The organism is Delftia sp. JD2 (assembly GCF_001682645.1).
Classification (GTDB): Bacteria; Pseudomonadota; Gammaproteobacteria; order Burkholderiales; family Burkholderiaceae_C; genus Comamonas; species Comamonas acidovorans.
This window is the reverse complement of sequence record NZ_LFJT01000068.1, coordinates 1-21,871: the sequence shown is the minus strand read 5'-3', so window position 1 is coordinate 21,871 and position 21,871 is coordinate 1. Positions and strand designations below refer to the sequence as shown.

Below are 21,871 nucleotides of genomic sequence, written 5' to 3'. Positions count from 1 at the left end.
CGCGCCATGGCCTCCGCCTTCGTCAGCCAGGTGCAGGTGCTGTTTCGCCATTGCGATCCGGCCGGCATCGTCTTTTACCCGCGCTATTTCGAGATGGTCAACGACCTGGTCGAGGAATGGTTCGACAGGGGAATGGGCCTGCCCTTTCACACCCTGCATGTACAGCGCCAGGTGGGCACGCCCACGGTGTCGGTGCAATGCGATTTCACGGCGCCCAGCCGCTGGCACGACACGCTGCGCCAGGTATTGGAGGTGCGCCGCATCGGCGGGGCATCGTTCCAGTTCGATGTGCGTTTCGAGGGGCCGGACGGCCAACGCCGGCTGTCTGCGCGCATGACCATCGTCACCATGGATTTGCGCAGCATGAAGGCCACGCCACTGCCGGCCGATCTGCGCGAGCGCCTGCAGGCCTATCTGGTGCCGCAGGACGGTTTTACGGATTCAACGAGAACAGGATGAAGCAATGAAGACTCTGCAACCCCCGGGCTGGCTGGCGCCGCGAGGCTATGCCAATGGCATCCTCACCGAAATGACGGTCGGCTCCCGGCTGGTGTTCGTCGGCGGGCAGATTGGCTGGAACGGCCAGCAGCAATTCGAGACGGACGACTTTGCCGGACAGGTGCGGCAGGCGCTGGCCAATATCGTCGCCATCCTCGCCGAAGGCGGCGCCAGGCCCGAGCACATCGTGCGCATGACCTGGTATGTGACCGACAAGCAGGAATACGTGGCTGCCTATCCAGCCATTGGAAAGCACTACCGCGAACTGATCGGGCGGCATTTCCCGGCCATGACGGCCGTGGAGGTGGCGGATCTGGTGGAAGACCGGGCCAAGGTGGAGATCGAGGTCACGGCGGTGGTGCCGGCCTGATGTCCCTCCGCGCGCCATTTGCGCGCCAACCGGGCAATGCCCGCGCATGTGAGCCGCCGAGCGGGCGGGCACATGCGCGGCAGGGACTCACTTGATTTCGAACAGGGTGCGGTCCTTGCCCAGGATCCAGTTCGGCGGCTTGCCGCGGCCGGTCCAGGTCTTGCCGGACTCGGGGTCCTGGTATTTGGCGGGAGCGCTCTTTTTGCCATCGGGCTTCCAGGGGAAGACCTGTTGTGCCGTGAAGCCGAACTCACGGACCAGCTCCTGCACCGATGCCAGGGCCGCTTTGGACTCCAGCTTGCGGGCATCGTCGATTTGCTGGTCGAGCAATTTTTTCTGGGCAATCAGCTCTTGGTATGTAGTCATCTTGATGGAAGAATTTCTAAGTGCGGCTATTTGTGTGAAAACTGCGCAGCAAGAGCCTGGACCCAGGACTCTTTGCAGAATGGTCAATTCTGGTGCATGTGCAGTGGGGATGAAGAACTCACCGTAAGTACAAATACTGATGATGTTGGCGCTCTATGGAGGGTAGGGCGCTTCTTCTCATGCCTGGGCATATTCCAAGGCGATCCGCATTATATCCAGGGCAATCTGGATAACCGGCACTTTACAAAAGCTGTTGTGTCGTTGTTACATTTGCAGAGCACTGTGGTTGGCGCTTCCTCCTCTGGAGACGACGTGCTGTCATGGCTTTTTCAGGGGACTGCGCAACGTTGGCCGCGAAAGTTCCGCCTTGGTTATGGAAAACAATCAACATTTGCATTTTAACAATCAAATCATAAAATCGATTTATAAAATATATTACATGTGATTTGATCGAGTTATTCAATGCATTGATTGATGCCTGCGGTTTCATTTGAATAATCGATTTGCGGGATAGGTTTTTTTTATTGTCAAAGATCGCTTGTTCGAATGGTGAATGGCGGCGCCTTCTGTCTATACAGGACAAGCGCATCGGCTTACCGATTGCCGGAGCCATTGCAGCCTGCAGTCGTTTCAAGGGTGATTCTTGAATCGGATTTCGCGGCCCGGCCATGCGGCAGTCGGCGGGCGGCAGGCACCGAACGCTTGATTGGCGCGCTACCAACAGCCTGTTAGGATCGCCGCACTACAACGATCCACCACCTGGCAGACATGGCAAGAAGGCAGACCAGCGCCCACGACGGCAACGAGACCCGCGAGACCCTTCTCAAGCTGGCCGCCCGCACCTTCGGTGAGCAGGGCTACTCTGCCACCACCATGCGCAACATTGCCGAGCAGTCCGGGATCGAGGCCGCCAGCATCTACTACCACTTCGCCTCCAAGGAGGAACTGGTGGACGAGGTCATGGAGCAGGGCGGCAATCGCATCATCAGCCAGCAGCAGGAGCGCCTTGCCGCGCTGGGCGCCGACGCCACGGCCGAGCAGCGCTTTCGCGCAGCCGTGCTGGGCCAGATGGCGGGGCTGGTAAAGCATGGCGACTTCGCCCTGGCCCACGGCCGGCTGCTGGGCCAGTTGCCCGACAAGGTGCGCGAGCGCCAGATCAAGCGCCGCGAGCGCCACCAGAAATTCTGGAGCGGCCTGCTGGAAGACCTGCGTGCCGAAGGCCGCCTGCGGGCCGACGCCGACATCCACCTGGCGCGCATCATGATCCTGGGCAGCATCAACTCCATACAGTCCTGGTTCAACCCCCGCAAGGGCTCGCTGGAGAAGGTGGCGGACCAGATCTGCGACATGTTCTTCCGGGGCGTGGGACCGGCAGATAAATAGGCGCAAGGCTGAAAAGCGCCAATCGGCCTGTCACATGCCGGTGGCATATTCCCGCGCTGCTGTCCCGGCCCAGTGCAGAAAATGGCGGCGGGTTGTTAATGATATTTAACTGTCAATAGTAAGATCGCCGTCTTATGCGTCTGCTTGTTTTGCGCCTGCTATTGCTGGCCGTGTTCTTCAACACGGCCATTGGCATGCCCCTGCACGGCGCAACGCATATCCGCCAGGCGGTGGCCGGGCCTGCCCAGGCTTTTGTAGGCCTCAACGGCTGCGAAGATGATGCGCTGGCCGGCCAGGCCGGCCAACGCGGCCAGGCTGGCGAAAAGGCTGAAGTCGTCGAAGCCGCCGAAGCCGTCTGCGCATGGTGCATGGGCCATGCACCGCATGCGGCGGCCTGGCTGACGCACTTCGGCCTGCCGCTGGCCGTGGCCGCGCCGCCTGAGAGGGTACCGCCGCGCACCGTGGGTGGCACCATCCCCTCGCAGAACCGCTGGGCCTTTGCATCGCGCGACCCGCCGCGCTGAACCCGCAAGCACTTTTCTCCTTCTCTGCCGCCAGCGCCCATTGGTGCCGGCGGCATGTCCGTGTTTGCGCGCGCCGGCTGTGGATGCCGGCGGCATGCGCCTGTGCCCGTTTTCACCATGACTGCCTTCTTCTTCCCCGCGAAGCCGCTTCCCCGCCTTCGCCCGCTGCCGCTTGCCCTGAGCGCTGCCGCCTTCCTGTCCATGCCCGCGCTGGCCCAAGGCCAGGATCCGTCCTCCGGCCCCGCCGCCGCTTCCGATTCCGCTTCTACGCAGGAGCAGGCGCTGCTGCCTGCCGTGGAAGTCGTGGGCCGAACGGCCTCGGGCGCCTATCACACCGACGAGGCGGCCGGCGCCAAGACCGACCTGCCGCTGCGCGAGCTGCCGCAGTCGGTGCGCGTGATCACGCGCCAGGCCATGGACGACCTGGGCGCCACCAAGCTTGACGACGTGCTGGACTACGTGGGCGGCGTCTCGCGCCAGAACAACTTTGGCGGGCTGTGGGACAACATCGTCATCCGCGGCCTGCCCGGCGACCAGAACGTGGGCATGGCCACCCTGTTCAACGGTTTTTCCTCGGGGCGCGGCTTCAATGCGCCACGTGACCTGGCCGGCGTGGAGCGCATCGAGTTCCTCAAGGGCACGGCCGCTGCGCTCTATGGCAGCAGCGAGCCGGGCGGCACGCTGAACGTGGTCTCCAAGCGCCCGCTGTGGACGCCTTCGCATTCCGTGGAAGCCTATGCAGGCAGCTACGGCCTGCGGCGTGGCGCGCTGGACACCACGGGACCGGTGGGCGAGAACTTTGCCTACCGGCTCAACATCGCCGTGGAGGACCGCGACAGCTTCCGCGATTTCGTGGGCGCCAGCCGCCAGGTGATCGCACCGGCCTTCACCTGGAAGCTGGGGCGCGATACGGTGCTGGAGTACTCGGGCGAGCTGCTGCGCCACAAGACGCCGCTGGACCGCGGCGTGGTGGCCGTGGGCGACCGGCTGGGCGCCATCTCGCGCAGCCGCTTCCTGGGCGAGCCGGGCGACGGCGATGTGACGGTGGAAAACCGCACCCACCAGTTCATCGTCTCGCACGAGTGGAGCGCGCAATGGCGCAGCCGCCTGGGCCTGTCCTATCGCGAAACCTCGATCAACGGCTTTTCCACCGAACCCCACGCGCTGCTGGCCAATGGCGACCTCACGCGCCAGCGGCGTTTCCGCGACTACCAGTCCGACGATATCGCCGTGCAGGCCGAGCTGCAGGGCACGGTGAAAACGGGCGCCGTCGAACACGAGCTGCTGCTGGGCCTGGAGAGCTTTCGCTTCGAGATGGACACGCTGATGCTGCGCGCCAACCCGACGGCGGCCAATCCCTACGCCATCAACATCTACAACCCCATCTACGGCGGTGCGCGCCCCGTGCCCACGGCCAATACCGACACCTTCGAGCGGCAGCGCAACACGGCGTTCTACCTGCAGGACGCCATCAAGCTCTCGCCCCAATGGCGCGTGGTGGCCGGCCTGCGCATGGACCGCTATGACCAGTCGCTGCACAACCGCCGCACGGGCGCGACCACCCAGCAGGACCCGGCCTCGACCTCGCCGCGCCTGGGCCTGAGCTGGCTGCCGCTGCCGCAATGGACCTTCTATGCCAACGCGGGCCGCTCGTTCCGGCCCAACGTGGGCATCGATGTGGCCGGTGCGGGCTTCAGCCCCGAATCCGGCCGTTCCATGGAGTTGGGCGCCAAGTGGGAAAGCGCCGACCAGCGCATGGGTGCCACGGCTGCGCTGTTCGACATCCGCAAGCGCAATGTGCTGACGGCCGACCCGGGCAACGCCGGCTATTCGGTCTCGGCCGGCGAGATCCGCAGCCGGGGCCTGGAATTCGACTTCGCCGGCCAGGTCACGCAGCGCTGGCGCCTGAATGCGAGCCTGGTGCTCAACGACGTGGAGATCTCCCGCGACAACACGCTGGAGGTGGGCGGGCGCCTGCTCAACGTGCCCAAGGTCAACGGCAGCGTGCTGGCGGTCTACGAGAACGCCTTCTCCAACGGCCAGCGCTATGGCATCGGCGGCGGCGTCACCCACATGGGCAAGCGCCTGGGCCAGGCCCGCACGCAGGCCGAGGCCGATGCCGGCAAGGCCGCCTTCGAGCTGCCCAGCTACACCACGGCCAAGCTGGTTGCCTACTGGCGCATCAGCCCTACGCTGCGCCTGACGCTGGACGTGGACAACCTCTTCGACAAGACCTACTACACCAGCTCGTACAGCCGGCTGTGGGTGACGCCGGGCACGGCCCGCACCGTCACCGTAGGCCTTCAAGCAAAGTTCTGAGCCCCGCCATGCATTCATCCCTTCCTGTTTCTTCCAACCCCACTTCTGCCTCCACGCCCGTGCTCCAAGCGCTGGGCGTCGTGGTGGACTATGGCGAGCGCACCATCCTCCAGGGCCTGGACCTGGCCGTGCATGCGGGCGAGATCTATGCGCTGCTGGGCGCCAACGGCGCGGGCAAGACCACCACGCTGAGCCTGCTGCTGGGCTTTGTGCGGCCGCGCAGCGGACAGGTGCGCGTGCAGGGCGTGGACCCGGTGACGGCGCCTGCGCAGGCGCGTGCCCTGATCGCCTATATCCCCGAGAACGTGGCGCTGTACGAGCACCTGAGTGCGCGCGAGAACGTGGCCTACCTGCTGGAGCTGGCGGGTCAGCCGGCTGCGGCCGGCGCCATCGGCCAGGCGCTGTCTGCCGCAGGGCTGGACGCCGCTGCGCACGACCGGCGCGTCTCCGGCTTTTCCAAGGGCATGCGCCAGAAAGTGGCGATTGCGCTGGCGCTGGCGCGCAGGGTGCCGGCGCTGCTGCTGGACGAACCCACCTCGGGCCTGGACCCGCAGGCCACGGCCGAGTTCAGCCGGCTGCTCCTGCAGTTGCGCGGCCAGGGCGTGGCCATTCTCATGGTCACGCACGACCTGCTGGGGGCCGCCGACGTGGCCGACCGCATGGGCTTCATCGCAGGCGGGCGTCTGGTCGAGGAAGTGGCGGCCAGCGGAGAGGAGCGCTTCGATGTGCGCGCACTGCACCGCCACTATGCAGGGGTGGGCACGGACACGCACACGGGCACGGGCACGGACACGCACATTGAAGCCGACACGCAGGGAGCGGCGGCATGAGCGCGGCCTGGACCATTGCGCGCGAGGAATGGCGCCTGCTGCTGCGCGACCGCGTGGCCGTGCTGGGGATGGCGCTGTGGCTGCTGCTCAGCGCCGCTGCCGCCTTCACCGCCTGGGACCAGCGCAGCGCGGCCCAGGCCCAGCGCGAGCGCCACCAGTCCCAGGTGGACAGCGAGTTCGAAGCCCAGCCCGACCGCCATCCGCACCGCATGGTGCATTACGGCCACTTCGTGTTCCGCCCGCTCAATCCGCTGGCGGCCTTTGATTCGGGCATCGACGCCTACACCGGCCACACGCTGTTTCTGGAGGGCCACCGCCAGAACAGCGCCAACTTCGGCGATGTGCGCCAGTCCTCGCTGCTGCTGCGGTTCGGCCAGCTCACGCCGGCCTTTGTGCTGCAGGTGCTGGCGCCGCTGCTGCTGATCTTCATGGGCCATGCCTGCATTGCACGCGAGCGCGAGGCCGGCACCCTGCGCGTGCTGCTGGCCCAGGGCGTGGGCACGCGGCAGTTCGTGGCCGGCAAGCTGCTGGCGCTGGCGGGCGTGGCGGCCCTGGTGCTGCTGCCGGCCCTGCTGGCCCTGGCCTGGATGGCCGTGGCCACGCCGGTGCCCATCAGCCTGGTGGCCACGCTGGCGGCAGGCCATGTGCTGTGGCTGATGCTTTGGGCGGTGGGCATCGTCGCTGTCTCGGCCTTCATGCGGCGCGGGCGCGATGCCTTGCTGGCCCTGCTGGCGGCCTGGGCCGTCGCCGTGGTGCTGCTGCCCCGTCTGGTGCCGGAGCTGGTGGGATCTGCCCTGGCGCTGCCCACGCGTTTCGAGACCGACATCGCCACCGCGCGCGAGCTGGCGGCGCTGGGCGACAGCCACAATCCCGACGATCCCTATTTCGCCGCTTTCCGCGCCAGGGTGCTGGCGCAGTACGGTGTCTCGCGCGTCGAGGACCTGCCCGTCAACTACAAGGGACTGGTCGGCATGGAAGGCGAGCGGTTGACGAGTGAACTCTTCAGGCGCCATGCCGAGGCCAGCTTCGATCTGCAGGCCGAGCAACTGCGCCGGGCTGACGCATTTGCCCTGATCAGCCCCGTGATCGCGCTGCGCCGCCTGTCCATGGCCGTGGCCGGGACCGACTTGCAAGGCTACCGGCGCTTTCTGGAGCAGGCCGAGCAGCATCGCTACCGCATGGTGCAGGCCCTCAACCGCCTGCAGGTGGACAAGCTCAGCTATGCGGGCGACCGATCGAGCCGCGACAACCGCATCGGCCACGAGCACTGGCGCGGCGTCTCCGATTTCCACCATGAGCCCGATCCACCGCTGGCGGCCCTGCACCGTGCGGCGCCTGCCGCCTATGTGCTGTTGGCATGGCTGGCTGTATTGACGGTGGCCTTGCTGCTGGCCACGCAACGGCTGGGGAGGGTGGCGCGATGAGCTGGCTCCTGCATGAATGGCGTCTTCTGACGCGCTCGCGCCTGGCGCTGTGCGCCCTGGCCTTGCTGTTGCTGCTGTCCACGCTGGCCGTGCTGTCGGGCCTGCGCGAGATCGCTTCGCAACGCCTGACCCTGGACCGCCTTGCGCAACTGCAGCAACAGGACATGGCGGCCCAGGCAAGCCGGCATGCGCAGTCCGGCGATGCAGGCTCGGTGGCCTACTACGGCTTTCACGCCACCTGGGATGCGCCATCGTCCACGGCCTTTCTGGCCCTGGGCCTGCGCGATGCCGCGCCCTATGTGCTGCGCGTGCGCGCGCTGGCGCTGCAGGCACAGCTGCATGAAGGAGAAAGCTTCAACCCGGAGCTGGCGCTGGCGGGCCGCTTCGACTTCGCCTTTGTGCTGGTCTACCTGGTGCCGCTGTTCCTGATTGCGCTGCTCTACGACTTGGTCTCGGGCGAGCGCGAATCGGGCCGCCTGGGCATGCTGCAGGCCATGCCTGGCACCGGGCGGCGGCTGTGGCTGCGCCGCGCGGCACTGCGTTCCGTGCTGGTGCTGGCCTGCGTGGCACTGCCTGCCCTGGCAGGCGCACTGGCCGGTGGGGCAGCGGCGGGCGCCCTTGCCACGGTGCTGCTGTCCGCCACGGCCTATGTGGTTTTCTGGAGCGGCCTGTGCCTGGTGGTTGCCGCGTTGGGCGGCAGCTCGGTCGCCAATGCCATGGCCCTCATGGGCTGCTGGGCCGTGCTGACCCTGGTGCTGCCCACGCTGGCCAATGCCGCGCTGTCGCGTGCCATCCCCGTGAGCCAGGGCGTGGAGCTGATGCTGGTCCAGCGCCAGACCGTGCATGGCGCCTGGGACCTGCCGCGCGAGCAGACCATGGAGCGCTTTTTCCGCAACCACCCCGAATGGCGCGACACCGCGCCGCTGCCTGCAGGCTTTCACTGGAAGTGGTACTACGCCTTCCAGCAGCTCGGCGATGAAAGTGTCGCGCCCCAGTTCGCCGCCTACCGCGCCGGCCTGCAGGCACGCCAGGCCTGGACCGGGCGCCTGGGCTGGCTGCTGCCCGGCGTGGGCGTGCAGGCTGCGCTGCACCGCCAGGCTGGCACCGACCTGCTGGCGCAACTGGCCTATCAGGACGACATCGCCGCCTTTCACGCACGCCTGCGCGCCTTCCTCTATCCCTACCTGTTTGAGGACCGCACATTCGGTGCGCAGGATTTTGCAGCCCAGCCCGTCTTCACGGCCAGCCCACGGCCTGCGCGGCAGGCCTGGGGGCAGACGGCAATGCTGTGGATGGTGGCTGCGCTGGCCTTGCTGGCCGGCGGTGTTGCCGCAGGCCGCGTGCGGCCGGGCGGGCGCTGAGGCCAAGGGCGAGCGAAAAAGGAAACAGCCATGGTTCAGGCAGGGCCTGCACCATGGCTGTCATCTTCTTGATCCGTGGGCCCGAGGCTGAGCCTGAGGCGGGCGGCTCCCTGTTATTGCACGTTCTGGTGGCAGTCGCTGCAGACGCCGTACAGCGTCATCTCATGGCGCTCCACCACAAAGCCTTCGGGGGCGATGCGCTGCATGTCGCCCGGACAGCCGGGCACGTTGAACACGCGGTTGCAGCTCATGCAGCGGAAATGGTGATGGTGGGCGCGGCCGCTGAGTTCGTAGCGCGTGGCCTCGCCGGGCAGGTCCACGGCCTGCACTTCGCCCGCTTCCATCAGCTGCTTGATGTTGCGGTACACCGTGGCCAGCCCGATGGCTGGCACCTCACGCTGCGCTGCGCCGAGGATCTCGGCCGGCAGCAAGGGGCGTCCAGCCTCTTCCATGACCGTGCGTATCGAGCTGCGTTGACGGGTCGAGCGTTCCATAGGCCTGAACAAGCGCTCCACGATGGGCTGAGTGTGTCTAGTCATGGTGGTTCCGTTATTTACTATAACAATCTCGACGCGATTAATCAGTGCTCACGAGCGCTCACAGCTGAAATTTACACTGTGTTTACCTGCGGGTCCCACAAGCATGGAGATGCAGTGTGTGCAATGGATCTCTGCCCCAAGGGGAAGGAACTCCATTTGACAGACACCAGGTGCTCCATTCTTGCCAGTTTTCGCGAGTATATGTGGTGAGCATTCGATGGACCTTATGCGCTCGTTAAATGCCATAGCCGTCAACAATGCTGTAATGGGGTGTAATTGATCTATTGATTGAAGAGTGCTTGGAATGAGGGTGTGTATGGTGCTTGCCGTCAGGGCTGCAAGAGGCGGTGCCGGCCCAAGGTGAGATGCAATTACTTACATGGACAGTGTATTGCCAATACGGGTAGATTGCCTCAATGCGCTTCGTTTGTCCATGATCCGTTTCCTTGAAAGGGGAAAGGACGCCGCCCCGGAACTAGCGCCCAGGGTGGTTTGCGCAATGACATTCCGAGTCGCGATCCACAGGCGATTGGGCCATGAAGTGCATTTTTGCGAATTGCGCGGCCGGAAAAAAATCAGCCAGCCTTTCAGCCTCGATTGGGAAATGCTCAGCGAAAGCATCTTCGCCAAGGCCCTGTTGGGTAAAGCACCACCATAGAAATACAAATCCAGGGCGGCGCAATGCGCTACATCGACGGAATCGTCACCCGCCTGGGCATGCAGGGCCAGAACCACCGCGGCTACGCCTGCAAGGCCCGCCTGAGCCCCTGGCTGTGGCTGGCCACGCGCAGGAGCGACTTTCGCATCTTCCAGAACCAGACCGTGCCCGACATCGTCGAGCAGGTATTGGCGTCTATGGCCATCCGCTGCGAAAGAAACGCACGCGCGGCTATCGCAGCGGGGACTGCTGCGCTCAATTCAACGAAAGCGATTGCGACCTTGTCCCGCGATGGATGCAGCACCAAGGCATCTACTTCTTCTTCGAGCATGCCTCGCACGGCGCATTGCCCGGGGATGAATCCATTCCTTTGTATCCTCCTGAAAAGGCCGGCGCAGGCGATCCGCAAAACATCCACGCCCGGCAGCTGGAGCAGTAAATCAAGCCGGGCCGCCATTGCAGCGACGGCCCCGAAGTTGCACGGGCAGGCATGGCCAGGACGTACCAGTAAGCCGCATGGAACAGATGCGGTCCAGGCGCTGCGGCCCCTGGCCTGGGCATGCCGGCCAGGGATCTCGTTCAAGTCCGGTTGATGGACACGCCACCATCGACCACCATGGCCGTCCCCGTGATGAAGCTGGATGCGTCCGACGCCAGAAACAGCGCCGCCGCGGCGATTTCTGCGGGCGTGGCGAGGCGCTTGAGCGCGTGCAGGTTTTCGACGAAGGCGCGCGCCTCGGGCGTGGGGGTGCTGGCGCGGCCCATGGGAGTGTCGGTGCCGCCGGGCAGCAGGGCGTTGGCGCGCAGGCCGCGGGGACCGTATTCGGCGGCGATGACCTGGGTGAGGCCGACGAGGCCGGCCTTGCTGGCGGCATAGGCGCCCATGCCGGGCAGGCCCGCCGTATGGCCCACGAAGGTGGAGGTGAAGATCAGCGAGCCGCCGCCGCGTGCCAGCAGGGCCGGTATCTGGTGCTTGGCGCCCAGAAAGGCACTGGTGAGGTTGGTGGCGATGGCGTCCTGCCAGGCCTGCAGCGAGAGATCGGGGAGGGCGCAGGGATCGCCGGTCATGCCGGCATTGTTGAAGGCGATGTCCAGGCCGCCAAAGCGTGCCGTGGCGGTCTCGACCAGGGCCTGTGCCAGCGGCTCGTCCCGCACGTCGCCGGCCAGCGCGATGGCCTGGCCGCCGTCCTGCTCTATCTCCGCCACCAGGGCCTGCAGTTGCGCCTGGCGGCGGGCCGTGAGGACCAGCCTGGCGCCGTGGCGGGCAAACAACCTGGCGGCTTCGCGGCCTATGCCTGAGCTGGCGCCCGTGATGAGGGCGACTTTTCCGTGGAGTTGCTGTGGCGATGGCTGCATCTCGCACCTTTTCTTTCCGTGAATGAGGGAAAGCGGTTTGTAGTGTGGCGCAGGCGGACGCGCATCCCGCTTCTTGCACGGGCGCCGGGCCGCGCTCGGTGGTGCCGGGTTGTGCCGGGCTGCACATGGTCGCAGCGGGCTCGGCAGAGCTCAGTCTTCGCCCAGCTCCAGGTGCGCGAACAGGTCGGCCAGCGTGGGCGTGGAGCGTGCGGGCCAGATGGCGCTGAGGTCCAGGCTGGGCAGGGCCTGGCCGTCACGCACCTCGCAAAAGCGCACGCCGCGAAAGTCCATGGAGCGTATCCAGCTGGGCAGCAGGGCCACGCCGCAGCCGCCGGCCACGCAAGCCAGCACGGTGAGGGTGCGGTTGGCTTCCTGCGCCACATGGGCCTCGTGCCCGGCCTTGCGCAGCGCGTCGAGGATGCCGGCATGCAGCACGGGCAATTGCGCCTGCGGGTACATCACCAGCCCGGCCTCGGCGATCTGGGCCAGGCTGACCTGGCCGTCCTCGCCGATCTGGAATTCATCGGGCACGGCGGCCACCAGACGCTCGCGCAGCAGCTGGCGCTCGCGCATGCGCCCGCCCACGGCCACGGGCGTGTGCATGAGGCCGATATCGATGGCGCCGGTCTGCAGGGCCTCGGCCTGCTCGGCATTGCTCATCTCGCGCAGGATGACGCGCACGCCGGGCGCCTGCTGCCGCAACGCGCGCAGGGCGCGGGGCAGGGTGCCGAAAAGCGCCGAGGACACTAGGCCCACGGTCAACTGGCCCGCACTGCCCCTGGCGATCTCGCGCGCGCGGCTGGCGGCGGCATCTATGCGGGCCACGCTGGTGCGCACATCGTCCAGCATGGCCAGGGCGGCTGGGGTGGGCAGGGCGCCCTGGCGTGAGCGCTGGAACAGCTGTACGCCCAGGTCTTTTTCCATGCGGGCCAGGGTCTGGCTCAGGGCCGGCTGTGCAATGCCCAGCCAGTCGGCTGCGCGGCTGACGCTGCCCTGGTCCACCACCGCGAGAAAGTAGCGCAGATGCCGGGTTTCCATATTGATCCGGTATGAATAAATCCATTTTGAAGAATGGAAATATATACCCCCCGTTCCTAGAATCCGGCCCCATGCCCCCAGCGCCGCGCCTTGCGTGGCGCAACCCACAAGGAGTTCTTCCCGTGTCTGCCGTGCCCCGGTTCGCCATTGCGTCCAGCGTCGATACCCACGCCCATGTCTTCGAGCGTGGCCTGCCCATGCCGGATGCGCGCCGCTACGCGCCCGACGAGGACGCGCTCCTGGGCACCTATCTGCACCACCTGGACACGCACGGCCTGGCCCATGGCGTGCTGGTGCAGCCCAGCTTTCTGGGCACGGACAACAGCTACCTGTTCAAGGCGCTGCGCGCCCAGCCGCAGCGCCTGCGCGGCGTGGCCGTGGTGGATGAGAGCACGGGCGATGAACAACTGCAGGCCCTGGCCGATGCCGGCGTGGTGGGCATGCGCCTGAACCTGATCGGCCTGCCTTTGCCCGATCTGAATGCGCCCGGTTGGCGCCGCGTGCTGGAGCAGGCCAACGCCCTGGGCTGGCATGTGGAGCTGCACCTGCAGGCCGGGCGCTTGCCGGACCTGCTGCCCGCCTTGCTGGCGGCCGGCTGCCGCGTGGTGGTTGACCACTTCGGGCGCCCTGACCCGGCCCTGGGCGTGCGCGACCCGGGCTTTGGCTATCTGCTGCAGCAGGCCGACAGCGGCCGTGTGTGGGTCAAGCTGTCCGCGCCCTACCGCATCTGGCAGGCCGCCGACTGCGCCGCCTCGGGCCGGCAGGCCACCGCGCAATTGCTGCAGGCCTTCACGGCCGGGCGGCTGCTCTGGGGCAGCGACTGGCCGCACACGCAGCACGCCGGCCAGGCCAGCTATCCGGCGGCCGTGCGCTGGCTGCAGGACTGGCTGGACGATGCCGGCCCCCTGCAGGCCGTGCTGGGCCGCACCGCCTTCGAGCTGTTCCGATTCCAAAACGACATGCCAAACCAAGGAGACACACCATGAATTCCCTGTCCAGACGCACCGCCAGCCTGTGGGCGGCCGCAGGCCTGCTTTCGGCCGTTGCCGGCATGGCCGCGCCGGCTGCAGCGACTGCGGCGGCTGCAGCGGCCAACTACCCCGAGCGCCCCGTCACCCTGGTCGTGACCTATCCGCCGGGCGGCACCGTCGATGTGGTGGCGCGCCTGATCGGCCCCAGGCTGTCTGCCGAGCTGGGCCAGCCCGTGGTGATCGAGAACCGGGGCGGGGCAGGCGGCATGATCGGCGGCGCCCAGGTGGCCAAGGCCCAGCCCGACGGCTACACGCTGATGCTCGATGCTTCCAACCACGCGCAGAACCCCGCCATCCACGCGCGCATGCAGTTCGACACGCTCAAGGCCTTCGCGCCGGTCTCGCTGCTGCTGCGCGTGCCCAATGTGCTGGTGGTTGCGCCTTCGTCGCCCATCAAGAGCGTGCAGGACCTGATCCAGGCCGGCCGCTCCGAAGGGGGCGGGCATCTGTACTTTGCGTCCGCAGGCCCGGGCTCGGCCCAGCACCTGGCGGGCGAGCTGTTCAACCTGCTGGCCAGGACGCAGCTGCACCATGTGGCCTACAAGGGCGGCGGCCCGGCCATGATGGATGTGATGTCGGGCCAGGTGCCGCTGATGTTTGCCAGCATGGGCTCGGCCTGGCAGCACGTGAAGACCGGCAAGCTGCGCGCGGTGGCCGTGGGCGGGCTGGAGCGCTCCAAGGCCGCGCCCGAGCTGCCGACCATTGCCGAGTCGGGCGTGCCCGGCTACGAGACCTATGAATGGAACGCCATCTTAGCGCCGGCCGGCACGCCGCCCGCCATCGTGAACCGGCTGTCCACGGTGCTGGCCAAGGTGCTGCGCGAACCCGCCATCGTGGAGCGGCTCGCTGGCATAGGCGCCGAGCCCATAGGCTCCACGCCGGCCGAGCTGGAGACCTTCCGCCGCGCCGAGATCGCCAAATGGCAGAAGGTGGTGAAGGATTCCCGGCTCAAGCTGGACTGAGCGCGTGCAGGCCAGAAAGCGGACCATTGCGGTCTGCTGTGCACCGCAGGCAGCCCTGGCGCGTTGAACAGGTACGGGCGCTGGCTTGAACGGGTTCTTACACCTTTTCAGGCGCAGCGGCCCACGCGGCCCCGCGCGCTTGGTAGAAACGGGGCCTTTCCTGTTTCACCCACTTCAAAAGAACATGGCCCTGCTCACCTTGCGAACCACCTTGCGCGCCGCGGCCGCCTTTGCGCTGGCCTGCTCGGCCCTTGCGGCCCAGGCGCAGACCTACATCAGCGGCTCGGTCTCGGGCCAGCTGGCACCGGGCGTCTACGGCACCGTGGACATCGGCAACGCGCCGCCGCCAGCGCTGCTGTACCAGCGCCCCGTGATCATTGCGCCGGCCCCCATGGCTCCGCCGCCTGTCTACATGTGGGTGCCCCCGGGCCACGCCAAGCACTGGGGCAAGCATTGCGCCCGCTACGGCGCCTGCGGCCGCCCGGTGTACTTCCTGCGCAACCCGCCGCCGCACTGGCATGCCGGGCCGCCGCGTCCCGATCCGCGCTGGCGCGAGGAGCGCCGCCACCGCGAATGGGAACACCGCCGCGATGACCGCCGCTGGGACCGTGACGACCGCCACGATCGCCATGGCGGGCGTGGTGATGACCACCGCGGCCCCGGGCATGGCCATGATCGCGGCCGGGGCCATGGCCGCGATTGAGCGGCACCGCATAAAAATAAGTTGTATCAAGCAGTTGCGGCGCCCGTGCGCCGCAACCCGCAGCGCAAGCCTGGCACTGAGCTATGCCGGTTTGCTATAGCTGCTAGCGGGCTTGCTCAGTGGTGCCTCGCCCGCGCCATGCTCACAATAGCTGTCATACCCATACTGATAGAGACAGCCATGCAAACGGCCATTCCCTGCCTGCTGATGCGGGGCGGTACTTCCAAGGGCCCCTTCTTCCGGGCCACCGATCTTCCCTCCGACCTGCCCACGCGTGACCGCGTGCTGCTCGCGGCCATGGGCTCGCCCGACAAGCGGCAGATCGACGGCGTGGGTGGCGCGCATCCGCTGACCAGCAAGGTCGGCATCGTCAGCCTCTCCGATAAGGAGGGCATCGACCTCGAATTCCTCTTCGCCCAGCTGCAGCCCGACAAGGACACGGTGGACACCACGCCCAACTGCGGCAACATGCTGGCCGGCGTGGTTCCCTTTGCGCTGGAGACCGGCATGGTCTCCTCGCGCGGCGAGACCAGCACCTTCCGCGTGCTGACGCTGAACACCGGCATGGCGGCCGACATCACCGTGCAGACGCCCGGCGGGCAGGTGGAGTACGAAGGTTCGGCCCGCATCGACGGCGCGCCCGGCAGCTCGGCACCCATCGAGATCAGTTTCCTGGACACGGCCGGCTCGGTCTGCTCGGGCCTGCTGCCCACGGGCAAGCCCCGGGACACGGTCACGGTGACGGGCGAGGGTTTCGAAGACTTCACGCTTGACGTCACCTGCATAGACAACGGCATGCCGCTGGTGATCTTCAAGGCCGCCGACGTGGGCGCAACCGGCCTGGAGACCGTGGCCGAACTCAACGCCGACACCGATCTCAAGCGCCGCATCGAGGCGCTGCGCCTGCAGATCTCCCGGACCATGGGCCTGGGCGATGTCTCGGCCAAGAACTACCCCAAGATGACGCTGATCGCGCCGCCCCAGCATGGCGGCGCGCTGACCACGCGCAGCTTCATCCCCCACGTCTGCCATGACGCCATCGGCGTGCTGGCAGCCGTCACCGTCGGCACGGCCGTGAAGATGCCGGGCACCGTGTGCGACGGCGTGGCGCAGCTCACGCAGGGCGCGGGCCCGCTCACGGTGTCGGTGGAGCATCCCACGGGCGAATTCAGCGTGACGCTGGACAGCGATCCGGCACATCCCGAGGTGGTGACCAAGGCGGCCCTGCTGCGCACGGCGCGCCTGCTGATGCGTGGCGAAGTGATGGTTCCGCGCTCGGTCTGGGACGGCCGCAGGCAGGACTGAAGAAACAGCGCAGGGGCTTGCCGGCCCCTGCAGTGCAAGGGGCGGGTCGCGCGCGCAGATGCGGTATCCGCCAGGCCGAGAGACAGTGGAAGAGACAAGTCATGACATCCGTCCAGAAGGACGCCGCAGCAACCGGCGTCAATGTGCAGACCCTGCTCAACGAGCACCCGTTTTCGGGATTCCAGTGGGTGATCTTTGCGCTGTGTTTCCTGATCGTTCTGCTCGATGGCTTTGACACGGCGGCCATCGGCTACATCGCGCCCTCGCTGATCGGCGAGTGGGGCGTGAGCAAGCCTGCGCTGGCGCCCGTGCTCAGCGCGGCGCTGTTCGGCCTGGCCGCAGGCGCCCTGTTCTCTGGTCCGCTGGCTGACCGGCTGGGTCGCAAGTCCGTGCTGGTGGGGTCGGTGGCGGTGTTTGCCGTGTCCTGCCTGGCTTCGGGCTTTTCGCCCGACATCTGGACGCTGGCCGTGCTGCGCTTCGTCACCGGCCTGGGCCTGGGCGCCGCCATGCCCAATGCCGTCACGCTGATGAGCGAGTACTGCCCTGATTCGCGCCGCGCCACGCTGACCAACGCCATGTTCTGCGGCTTTCCGCTGGGCGCGGCCTTCGGCGGCTTTCTGGCGGCCTGGATGATTCCGCATTTCGGCTGGCGCAGCGTGCTCATCCTGGGCGGTGCCGCGCCGCTGCTGCTGCTGGTGGCCCTGATCGTGCTGCTGCCTGAATCCGTGCGCCACATGGTGGCCAACAACTACCCGGCGGAGCGCATCCGCAAGGTGCTGGCGCGCATTGCCGGCGATGCCGTGCAGGGCGTGCAGCGCTTCGTGATGACCGAGTCAAAGCCCGAGCCCGAATCCCAGGCCAGCAGCGGCATGGGCGTGGTGCTGTCGCGCGAGTACCGGGTGGGCTCGATCATGCTGTGGATCGCCTACTTCATGGGACTGGTCATCTTCTACGCGCTGATGAACTGGATGCCCGTGCTGTTCAAGGAAGCGGGCCTGGACCCCAAGACCGGCACCCTGGTGGCCGCGCTGTTCCCGCTGGGCGGCGTGGGCGCCGTGCTGTTCGGCTGGCTCATGGACCGCTTCAATGCCAACCGCATCATCGCCATCGGCTATGCGCTGACGGCGGCCTCCATCTGGTGGATCGGCCAGACGGCCGGCCACCTGGGCTGGCTGGTGGTGGCCGTCTTCCTGGCCGGCACCATCATGAACACCGCGCAATCGTCCATGCCGGCGCTGGCCGCCGCCTACTACCCCACGCGGGGCCGTGCCACGGGCGTGGCCTGGATGCTGGGCATTGGCCGCTTCGGCGGCATTGCGGGCTCCTTCCTGGTGGCCGAGCTGTCGGCGCGCCAGCTGGGTTTCAGCGAGATCTTTGCGGTGGTGGCCATTCCTGGCGTGATCGCCATGGCCGCCCTCATCATCAAGCAGTACAGCAGTCCCGAGCCGCAGGGCGGCGCGGCGCCTGCCGCACCCCTCCACTGACACATTCCCACCCCATAAAGACGCAGGAGACCATCCGATGATCATCGACGTACACGGCCACTACACCACCGCGCCCGCGGCCCTGGGCGCCTGGCGCGACCTGCAGATCGCAGGCCTCAAGGACCCGTCCAAGGCCCCCAGGGCCAGCGACCTGAAGATCAGCGACGACGAGATCCGCGAGACCATCGAGACCAACCAGCTCAAGCTGATGAAGCAGCGCGGCTCCGATCTCACCATCTTCAGCCCGCGCGCCAGCTTCATGGCCCACCACATCGGCGACTTCCAGACATCGAGCACCTGGGCCGCCATCTGCAACGAGCTGTGCTACCGCGTCAGCGAGCTGTTCCCCGAGCATTTCATCCCCGCCGCCATGCTGCCGCAGTCGCCGGGCGTGGACCCTGCCACCTGCATTCCCGAACTGGTCAAGTGCGTGGAGCAGTACGGCAACGTGGGCATCAACCTGAACCCCGATCCTTCAGGTGGCCACTGGACCTCGCCCCCGCTGTCGGACCGCTCCTGGTATCCCATCTACGAAAAGATGGTGGAGTACGACATCCCCGCGATGGTCCACGTCTCCACCAGCTGCAACGCGTGCTTCCACACCACGGGCGCCCACTACCTGAATGCCGACACCACGGCCTTCATGCAGTGCCTGACCAGCGACCTGTTCAAGGACTTCCCCACGCTCAAGTTCCTGATCCCCCATGGCGGCGGCGCCGTGCCCTACCACTGGGGCCGTTTCCGCGGCCTGGCGCAGGAGCTCAAGAAGCCGCTGCTGGACGAGCACCTGCTCAACAACATCTTCTTCGACACCTGCGTCTACCACCAGCCCGGCATCGACCTGCTGACCAAGGTGATCCCCGTCAAGAACATCCTGTTCGCCAGCGAGATGATCGGCGCCGTGCGCGGCATCGACCCGACCACGGGCCACTACTACGACGACACCAAGCGCTACATCGAGGCCACGGCCAACCTCACCGAAGAGGAGCGCTACCAGGTCTACGAAGGCAATGCGCGCCGCGTGTTCCCGCGCATGGACGCCGCCCTCAAGCAAAAGGGCCTGTAAGCAGGCCGCCACCACAGATCCAAGGAGAACACCATGTACGAACTCGGTGTGGTTTACCGCAACATCCAGCGCGCCGACCGCGCGGCCGCCGATGGCCTGGCCGCCCTGGGCTCGGCCACCGTCCACGAGGCCATGGGCCGCGTGGGCCTGCTCAAGCCCTATATGCGTCCCATCTATGCGGGCCAGCAGGTCTCGGGCACGGCCGTCACCGTGCTGCTGCAGCCCGGCGACAACTGGATGATGCATGTGGCCGCAGAGCAGATCCAGCCCGGCGACATCGTGGTCGCGGCCGTGACCTCGGAATGCACGGACGGCTACTTCGGCGACCTGCTGGCCACCAGCTTTCAGGCGCGCGGCGCGCGGGCGCTGATCATCGATGCCGGCGTGCGCGACGTGAAGACGCTGCAGGAAATGAATTTCCCCGTGTGGAGCCGCGCCATCTCTTCCAAGGGCACGATCAAGGCCACGCTGGGCTCGGTCAACATCCCGGTGGTCTGCGCAGGCATGTGGGTCACGCCCGGCGACGTGATCGTGGCCGATGATGACGGCGTGGTCTGCGTGCCCGCCGCCAAGGCCGTCGCCACGCTGCAAGCCGCGCAAAAGCGCGAAAGCTTCGAGGGCGAGAAGCGCGCCAAGCTGGCCAGTGGCGTGCTGGGCCTGGACATGTACAAGATGCGCGAGCCCCTGGAAAAAGCCGGCTTGCGCTATATCGATTGAGGAGGAGAAGCGCATGAGCAATTTCGAGAAGACCCCCGGCTGGCTGGACTGGTACGCCGGCCCCTCCAAGCCGAAGTTCCAGGTGCCCGCAGGCGCTGTGGATGCCCACTGCCACGTCTTCGGCCCCGGCGATGAATTCCCCTTCGCGCCCGAGCGCAAGTACACGCCCTGCGACGCCAGCAAGCAGCAGCTGTTTGCGCTGCGCGACCACCTGGGCTTTGCGCGCAACGTCATCGTGCAGGCCACCTGCCACGGCGCCGACAACCGCGCCATGGTCGATGCCTGCAAGGCCGCCAACGGCAAGGCGCGCGGCGTGGCCACGGTGCGCCGCAGCGTGACCGATGAGGAACTGCAGGAGCTGCACGCCGCCGGCGTGCGCGGCGTGCGCTTCAACTTCGTCAAGCGCCTGGTGGACTTCACGCCCAAGGACGAGCTGATGGAGATCGCGGGCCGCATCGCCAAGCTCGGCTGGCACGTGGTCATCTACTTCGAGGCCGTGGACTTGCCCGAGCTGTGGGACTTCTTCACCAGCCTGCCCACCACCGTGGTCGTGGACCACATGGGCCGCCCCGACGTGAGCAAGCCCGTGGACGGCCCCGAGTTCGAGCTGTTCCTCAGGTTCATGCGCGAGCACCAGAACGTCTGGAGCAAGGTCAGCTGCCCCGAGCGCCTGTCCGTCACCGGCCCCAAGGCGCTGGACGGCGAGCAAAATGCCTACCGTGACGTGGTGCCCTTCGCCCGCCGCGTGGTCGAGGAATTCCCCGACCGCGTGCTGTGGGGAACCGACTGGCCCCACCCCAACCTCAAGGACCACATGCCCGATGACGGCCTGCTGGTCGACTTCATCCCGCACATTGCACCGACTGCCGAGCTGCAGAAGAAGCTGCTGGTCGACAATCCGATGCGCCTGTACTGGCCGGAAGAAGCCTGACGGCAACCATGTCCGGCCTTGGTGCCGGACATATTCAAGGAGATATCCATGGCATTGGACAAACCCTATCTGGACGTGCCCGGCACCATCATTTTTGATGCCGAGCAGTCCCGCAAAGGCTACTGGCTCAACCAGTTCTGCATGTCGCTGATGAAGGCCGAGAACCGCGAGCGCTTCAAGGCCGACGAACGTGCCTACCTGGACGAATGGGCCATGAGCGAGGAGCAGAAGCAGGCCGTGCTGGCCCGCGACCTCAACTGGTGCATGCGCACGGGCGGCAACATCTACTTCCTGGCCAAGATCGGCGCCACGGACGGCAAGAGCTTCCAGCAGATGGCAGGCTCCATGACCGGCATGTCCGAAGAGGAATACCGCAACATGATGGTGGGCGGAGGCCGTTCGGCCGAAGGCAACCGCCGCGTGGGCGAGGAGGGCGATGCCCAGGCCCACCGCCAGCCGCAGGGCAAGGCCGGCAGCGTGGACAAGAACAACAAGGAAGGCAACTGACATGGCACGCATCACCGCATCCGTCTACACCTCGCATGTGCCCGCCATCGGCGCGGCCATGGACCTGGGCAAGGCAGACGAGCCCTATTGGCAGCCTTTGTTCAAGGGCTTCGAGCACTCGCGCCAATGGCTCAAGGACAACAAGCCCGACGTGATCTTCCTGGTCTACAACGACCACGCGACCGCGTTCAGCCTGGACTTCATCCCGACGTTTGCCATCGGCACGGCCGCTGAATACCAGCCCGCCGACGAAGGCTGGGGCCCGCGCCCCGTGCCCAAGGTCGTCGGCCATCCGGAGCTGGCCAGCCACATTGCGCAGTCGGTGATCCAGCAGGACTTCGACCTCACCATCGTCAACAAGATGGACGTGGACCACGGCCTGACCGTGCCGCTGTCGCTGATGTGCGGCCAGCAGGACGCGCGCACGGGCGCCTGGCCCTGCCCGGTGATTCCGTTTGCCGTGAACGTGGTGCAGTACCCCGTGCCGTCGGGCCAGCGC

At 66.7% G+C, this 21,871-nt stretch carries 25 protein-coding genes and 1 pseudogene; 21 read left to right on the top strand and 5 right to left on the bottom strand.

Translation table 11 applies throughout. The annotated features are described in order from the left end of the window. The first annotated feature begins 6 nt into the window (after positions 1-6). Both ACM14_RS25790 and ACM14_RS25785 read left to right on the top strand, forming a co-directional pair. Positions 7-459 (top strand): thioesterase family protein, encoded by a 453-nt coding sequence (locus ACM14_RS25790; protein WP_016450635.1) that lies wholly within the window; start codon positions 7-9, stop codon positions 457-459. A gap of 4 nt (positions 460-463) precedes the next feature. Further along, the gene (locus tag ACM14_RS25785; RefSeq protein WP_065347743.1) at positions 464-868 is read left to right on the top strand and encodes a RidA family protein; all 405 of its coding nucleotides are present in this window, start codon (positions 464-466) and stop codon (positions 866-868) included. Between the two features lie 87 nt (positions 869-955). On the opposite strand, the gene ACM14_RS25780 is transcribed toward ACM14_RS25785, so the two are convergent. Then, on the bottom strand, positions 956-1,234 hold the full coding sequence (locus ACM14_RS25780) for an H-NS family nucleoid-associated regulatory protein (protein ID WP_012206267.1): 279 nt from the start codon (positions 1,232-1,234) through the stop codon (positions 956-958). Positions 1,235-1,475: 241 nt separating this feature from the next. Next, entirely contained in the window at positions 1,476-1,868 is a 393-nt protein-coding gene (locus ACM14_RS31815; protein WP_139093498.1) for a hypothetical protein, read from the bottom strand. 134 nt (positions 1,869-2,002) lie between these two features. Between ACM14_RS31815 and ACM14_RS25775 the strand changes: the two genes are divergently transcribed. The 6 genes from ACM14_RS25775 to ACM14_RS25750 all read left to right on the top strand — a co-directional run bounded on the left by ACM14_RS25775 (position 2,003) and on the right by ACM14_RS25750 (position 9,075). Beyond that, complete coding sequence (locus ACM14_RS25775; protein WP_012206266.1) at positions 2,003-2,617, top strand: TetR/AcrR family transcriptional regulator; 615 nt, start codon at positions 2,003-2,005, stop codon at positions 2,615-2,617. A gap of 134 nt (positions 2,618-2,751) precedes the next feature. Further along, entirely contained in the window at positions 2,752-3,141 is a 390-nt protein-coding gene (locus ACM14_RS25770; protein ID WP_065347742.1) for a DUF2946 family protein, read from the top strand. Between the two features lie 117 nt (positions 3,142-3,258). Next, a complete protein-coding gene (locus tag ACM14_RS25765) occupies positions 3,259-5,460 on the top strand; it encodes a TonB-dependent siderophore receptor (protein ID WP_065347741.1) in 2,202 nt (733 codons plus the stop codon). Positions 5,461-5,468: 8 nt separating this feature from the next. Further along, a complete protein-coding gene (locus ACM14_RS25760) occupies positions 5,469-6,290 on the top strand; it encodes an ABC transporter ATP-binding protein (RefSeq protein ID WP_065347740.1) in 822 nt (273 codons plus the stop codon). Further along, positions 6,287-7,714: a DUF3526 domain-containing protein gene (locus tag ACM14_RS25755; protein ID WP_065347739.1), complete on the top strand. Its 1,428-nt coding sequence runs from the start codon at positions 6,287-6,289 to the stop codon at positions 7,712-7,714. The genes ACM14_RS25760 and ACM14_RS25755 overlap by 4 nt, the downstream gene beginning before the upstream one ends. Then, the gene (locus ACM14_RS25750; RefSeq protein WP_065347738.1) at positions 7,711-9,075 is read left to right on the top strand and encodes a DUF3526 domain-containing protein; all 1,365 of its coding nucleotides are present in this window, start codon (positions 7,711-7,713) and stop codon (positions 9,073-9,075) included. Before ACM14_RS25755 ends, ACM14_RS25750 begins: the two co-directional genes overlap by 4 nt. Before the next feature lie 113 nt (positions 9,076-9,188). Here the strand turns inward: ACM14_RS25750 and ACM14_RS25745 are convergent, their stop codons facing one another. After that, a complete protein-coding gene (locus ACM14_RS25745; protein ID WP_012206260.1) occupies positions 9,189-9,614 on the bottom strand; it encodes a Fur family transcriptional regulator in 426 nt (141 codons plus the stop codon). Between the two features lie 379 nt (positions 9,615-9,993). On the opposite strand from ACM14_RS25745, the gene ACM14_RS32540 reads away from it, so the two are divergent. The 3 genes and pseudogenes from ACM14_RS32540 (at position 9,994) to ACM14_RS32530 (ending at position 10,711) form a co-directional block, all read left to right on the top strand. Beyond that, positions 9,994-10,272: a hypothetical protein gene (locus tag ACM14_RS32540; RefSeq protein ID WP_254662137.1), complete on the top strand. Its 279-nt coding sequence runs from the start codon at positions 9,994-9,996 to the stop codon at positions 10,270-10,272. A 23-nt stretch (positions 10,273-10,295) separates the two neighbouring features. Further along, positions 10,296-10,418 (top strand): annotated as a pseudogene (locus ACM14_RS32535) (contractile injection system protein, VgrG/Pvc8 family); the annotation flags it as partial. Then, positions 10,388-10,711, top strand: coding sequence for a contractile injection system protein, VgrG/Pvc8 family (locus ACM14_RS32530; protein WP_254662139.1), 324 nt, complete (start codon positions 10,388-10,390; stop codon positions 10,709-10,711). The pseudogene ACM14_RS32535 and the gene ACM14_RS32530, both read left to right, overlap by 31 nt. 140 nt (positions 10,712-10,851) lie before the next feature. Here the strand turns inward: ACM14_RS32530 and ACM14_RS25735 are convergent, their stop codons facing one another. Both ACM14_RS25735 and ACM14_RS25730 read right to left on the bottom strand, forming a co-directional pair. Next, complete coding sequence (locus ACM14_RS25735) at positions 10,852-11,628, bottom strand: SDR family oxidoreductase (protein WP_065347736.1); 777 nt, start codon at positions 11,626-11,628, stop codon at positions 10,852-10,854. Positions 11,629-11,778: 150 nt separating this feature from the next. After that, positions 11,779-12,666 (bottom strand): LysR family transcriptional regulator, encoded by an 888-nt coding sequence (locus ACM14_RS25730; protein WP_047327543.1) that lies wholly within the window; start codon positions 12,664-12,666, stop codon positions 11,779-11,781. 122 nt (positions 12,667-12,788) lie between these two features. On the opposite strand from ACM14_RS25730, the gene ACM14_RS25725 reads away from it, so the two are divergent. From ACM14_RS25725 to ACM14_RS25680, 10 genes are all read left to right on the top strand, one after another. Next, the gene (locus tag ACM14_RS25725; protein WP_065347735.1) at positions 12,789-13,652 is read left to right on the top strand and encodes an amidohydrolase; all 864 of its coding nucleotides are present in this window, start codon (positions 12,789-12,791) and stop codon (positions 13,650-13,652) included. Further along, positions 13,649-14,659 carry a tripartite tricarboxylate transporter substrate binding protein gene (locus tag ACM14_RS25720; RefSeq protein ID WP_065347734.1) on the top strand — a complete coding sequence of 337 codons (1,011 nt, stop codon included), beginning with the start codon at positions 13,649-13,651 and terminating at the stop codon, positions 14,657-14,659. The genes ACM14_RS25725 and ACM14_RS25720 overlap by 4 nt, the downstream gene beginning before the upstream one ends. Positions 14,660-14,843: 184 nt before the next feature. After that, positions 14,844-15,362, top strand: coding sequence for a hypothetical protein (locus ACM14_RS25715; protein ID WP_034395652.1), 519 nt, complete (start codon positions 14,844-14,846; stop codon positions 15,360-15,362). A 180-nt stretch (positions 15,363-15,542) separates the two neighbouring features. Further along, positions 15,543-16,667 carry a 4-oxalomesaconate tautomerase gene (locus ACM14_RS25710; protein WP_034395655.1) on the top strand — a complete coding sequence of 375 codons (1,125 nt, stop codon included), beginning with the start codon at positions 15,543-15,545 and terminating at the stop codon, positions 16,665-16,667. Positions 16,668-16,768: 101 nt separating this feature from the next. Beyond that, positions 16,769-18,151 carry an aromatic acid/H+ symport family MFS transporter gene (locus ACM14_RS25705; protein WP_065347733.1) on the top strand — a complete coding sequence of 461 codons (1,383 nt, stop codon included), beginning with the start codon at positions 16,769-16,771 and terminating at the stop codon, positions 18,149-18,151. Positions 18,152-18,188: 37 nt separating this feature from the next. Continuing rightward, complete coding sequence (locus tag ACM14_RS25700) at positions 18,189-19,217, top strand: amidohydrolase family protein (protein ID WP_012206251.1); 1,029 nt, start codon at positions 18,189-18,191, stop codon at positions 19,215-19,217. Positions 19,218-19,250: 33 nt separating this feature from the next. Further along, the gene (gene ligK, locus ACM14_RS25695) at positions 19,251-19,934 is read left to right on the top strand and encodes a 4-carboxy-4-hydroxy-2-oxoadipate aldolase/oxaloacetate decarboxylase (RefSeq protein WP_065347732.1); all 684 of its coding nucleotides are present in this window, start codon (positions 19,251-19,253) and stop codon (positions 19,932-19,934) included. A 13-nt stretch (positions 19,935-19,947) separates the two neighbouring features. Next, on the top strand, positions 19,948-20,865 hold the full coding sequence (locus tag ACM14_RS25690) for an amidohydrolase family protein (RefSeq protein ID WP_065347731.1): 918 nt from the start codon (positions 19,948-19,950) through the stop codon (positions 20,863-20,865). A 48-nt stretch (positions 20,866-20,913) separates the two neighbouring features. Further along, on the top strand, positions 20,914-21,372 hold the full coding sequence (gene ligA, locus ACM14_RS25685; protein ID WP_012206248.1) for a protocatechuate 4,5-dioxygenase subunit alpha: 459 nt from the start codon (positions 20,914-20,916) through the stop codon (positions 21,370-21,372). A gap of 1 nt (position 21,373) precedes the next feature. Continuing rightward, on the top strand, positions 21,374-21,871 hold a 498-nt coding region (locus tag ACM14_RS25680), incomplete at its 3' end, for a class III extradiol dioxygenase subunit beta (RefSeq protein ID WP_254662136.1).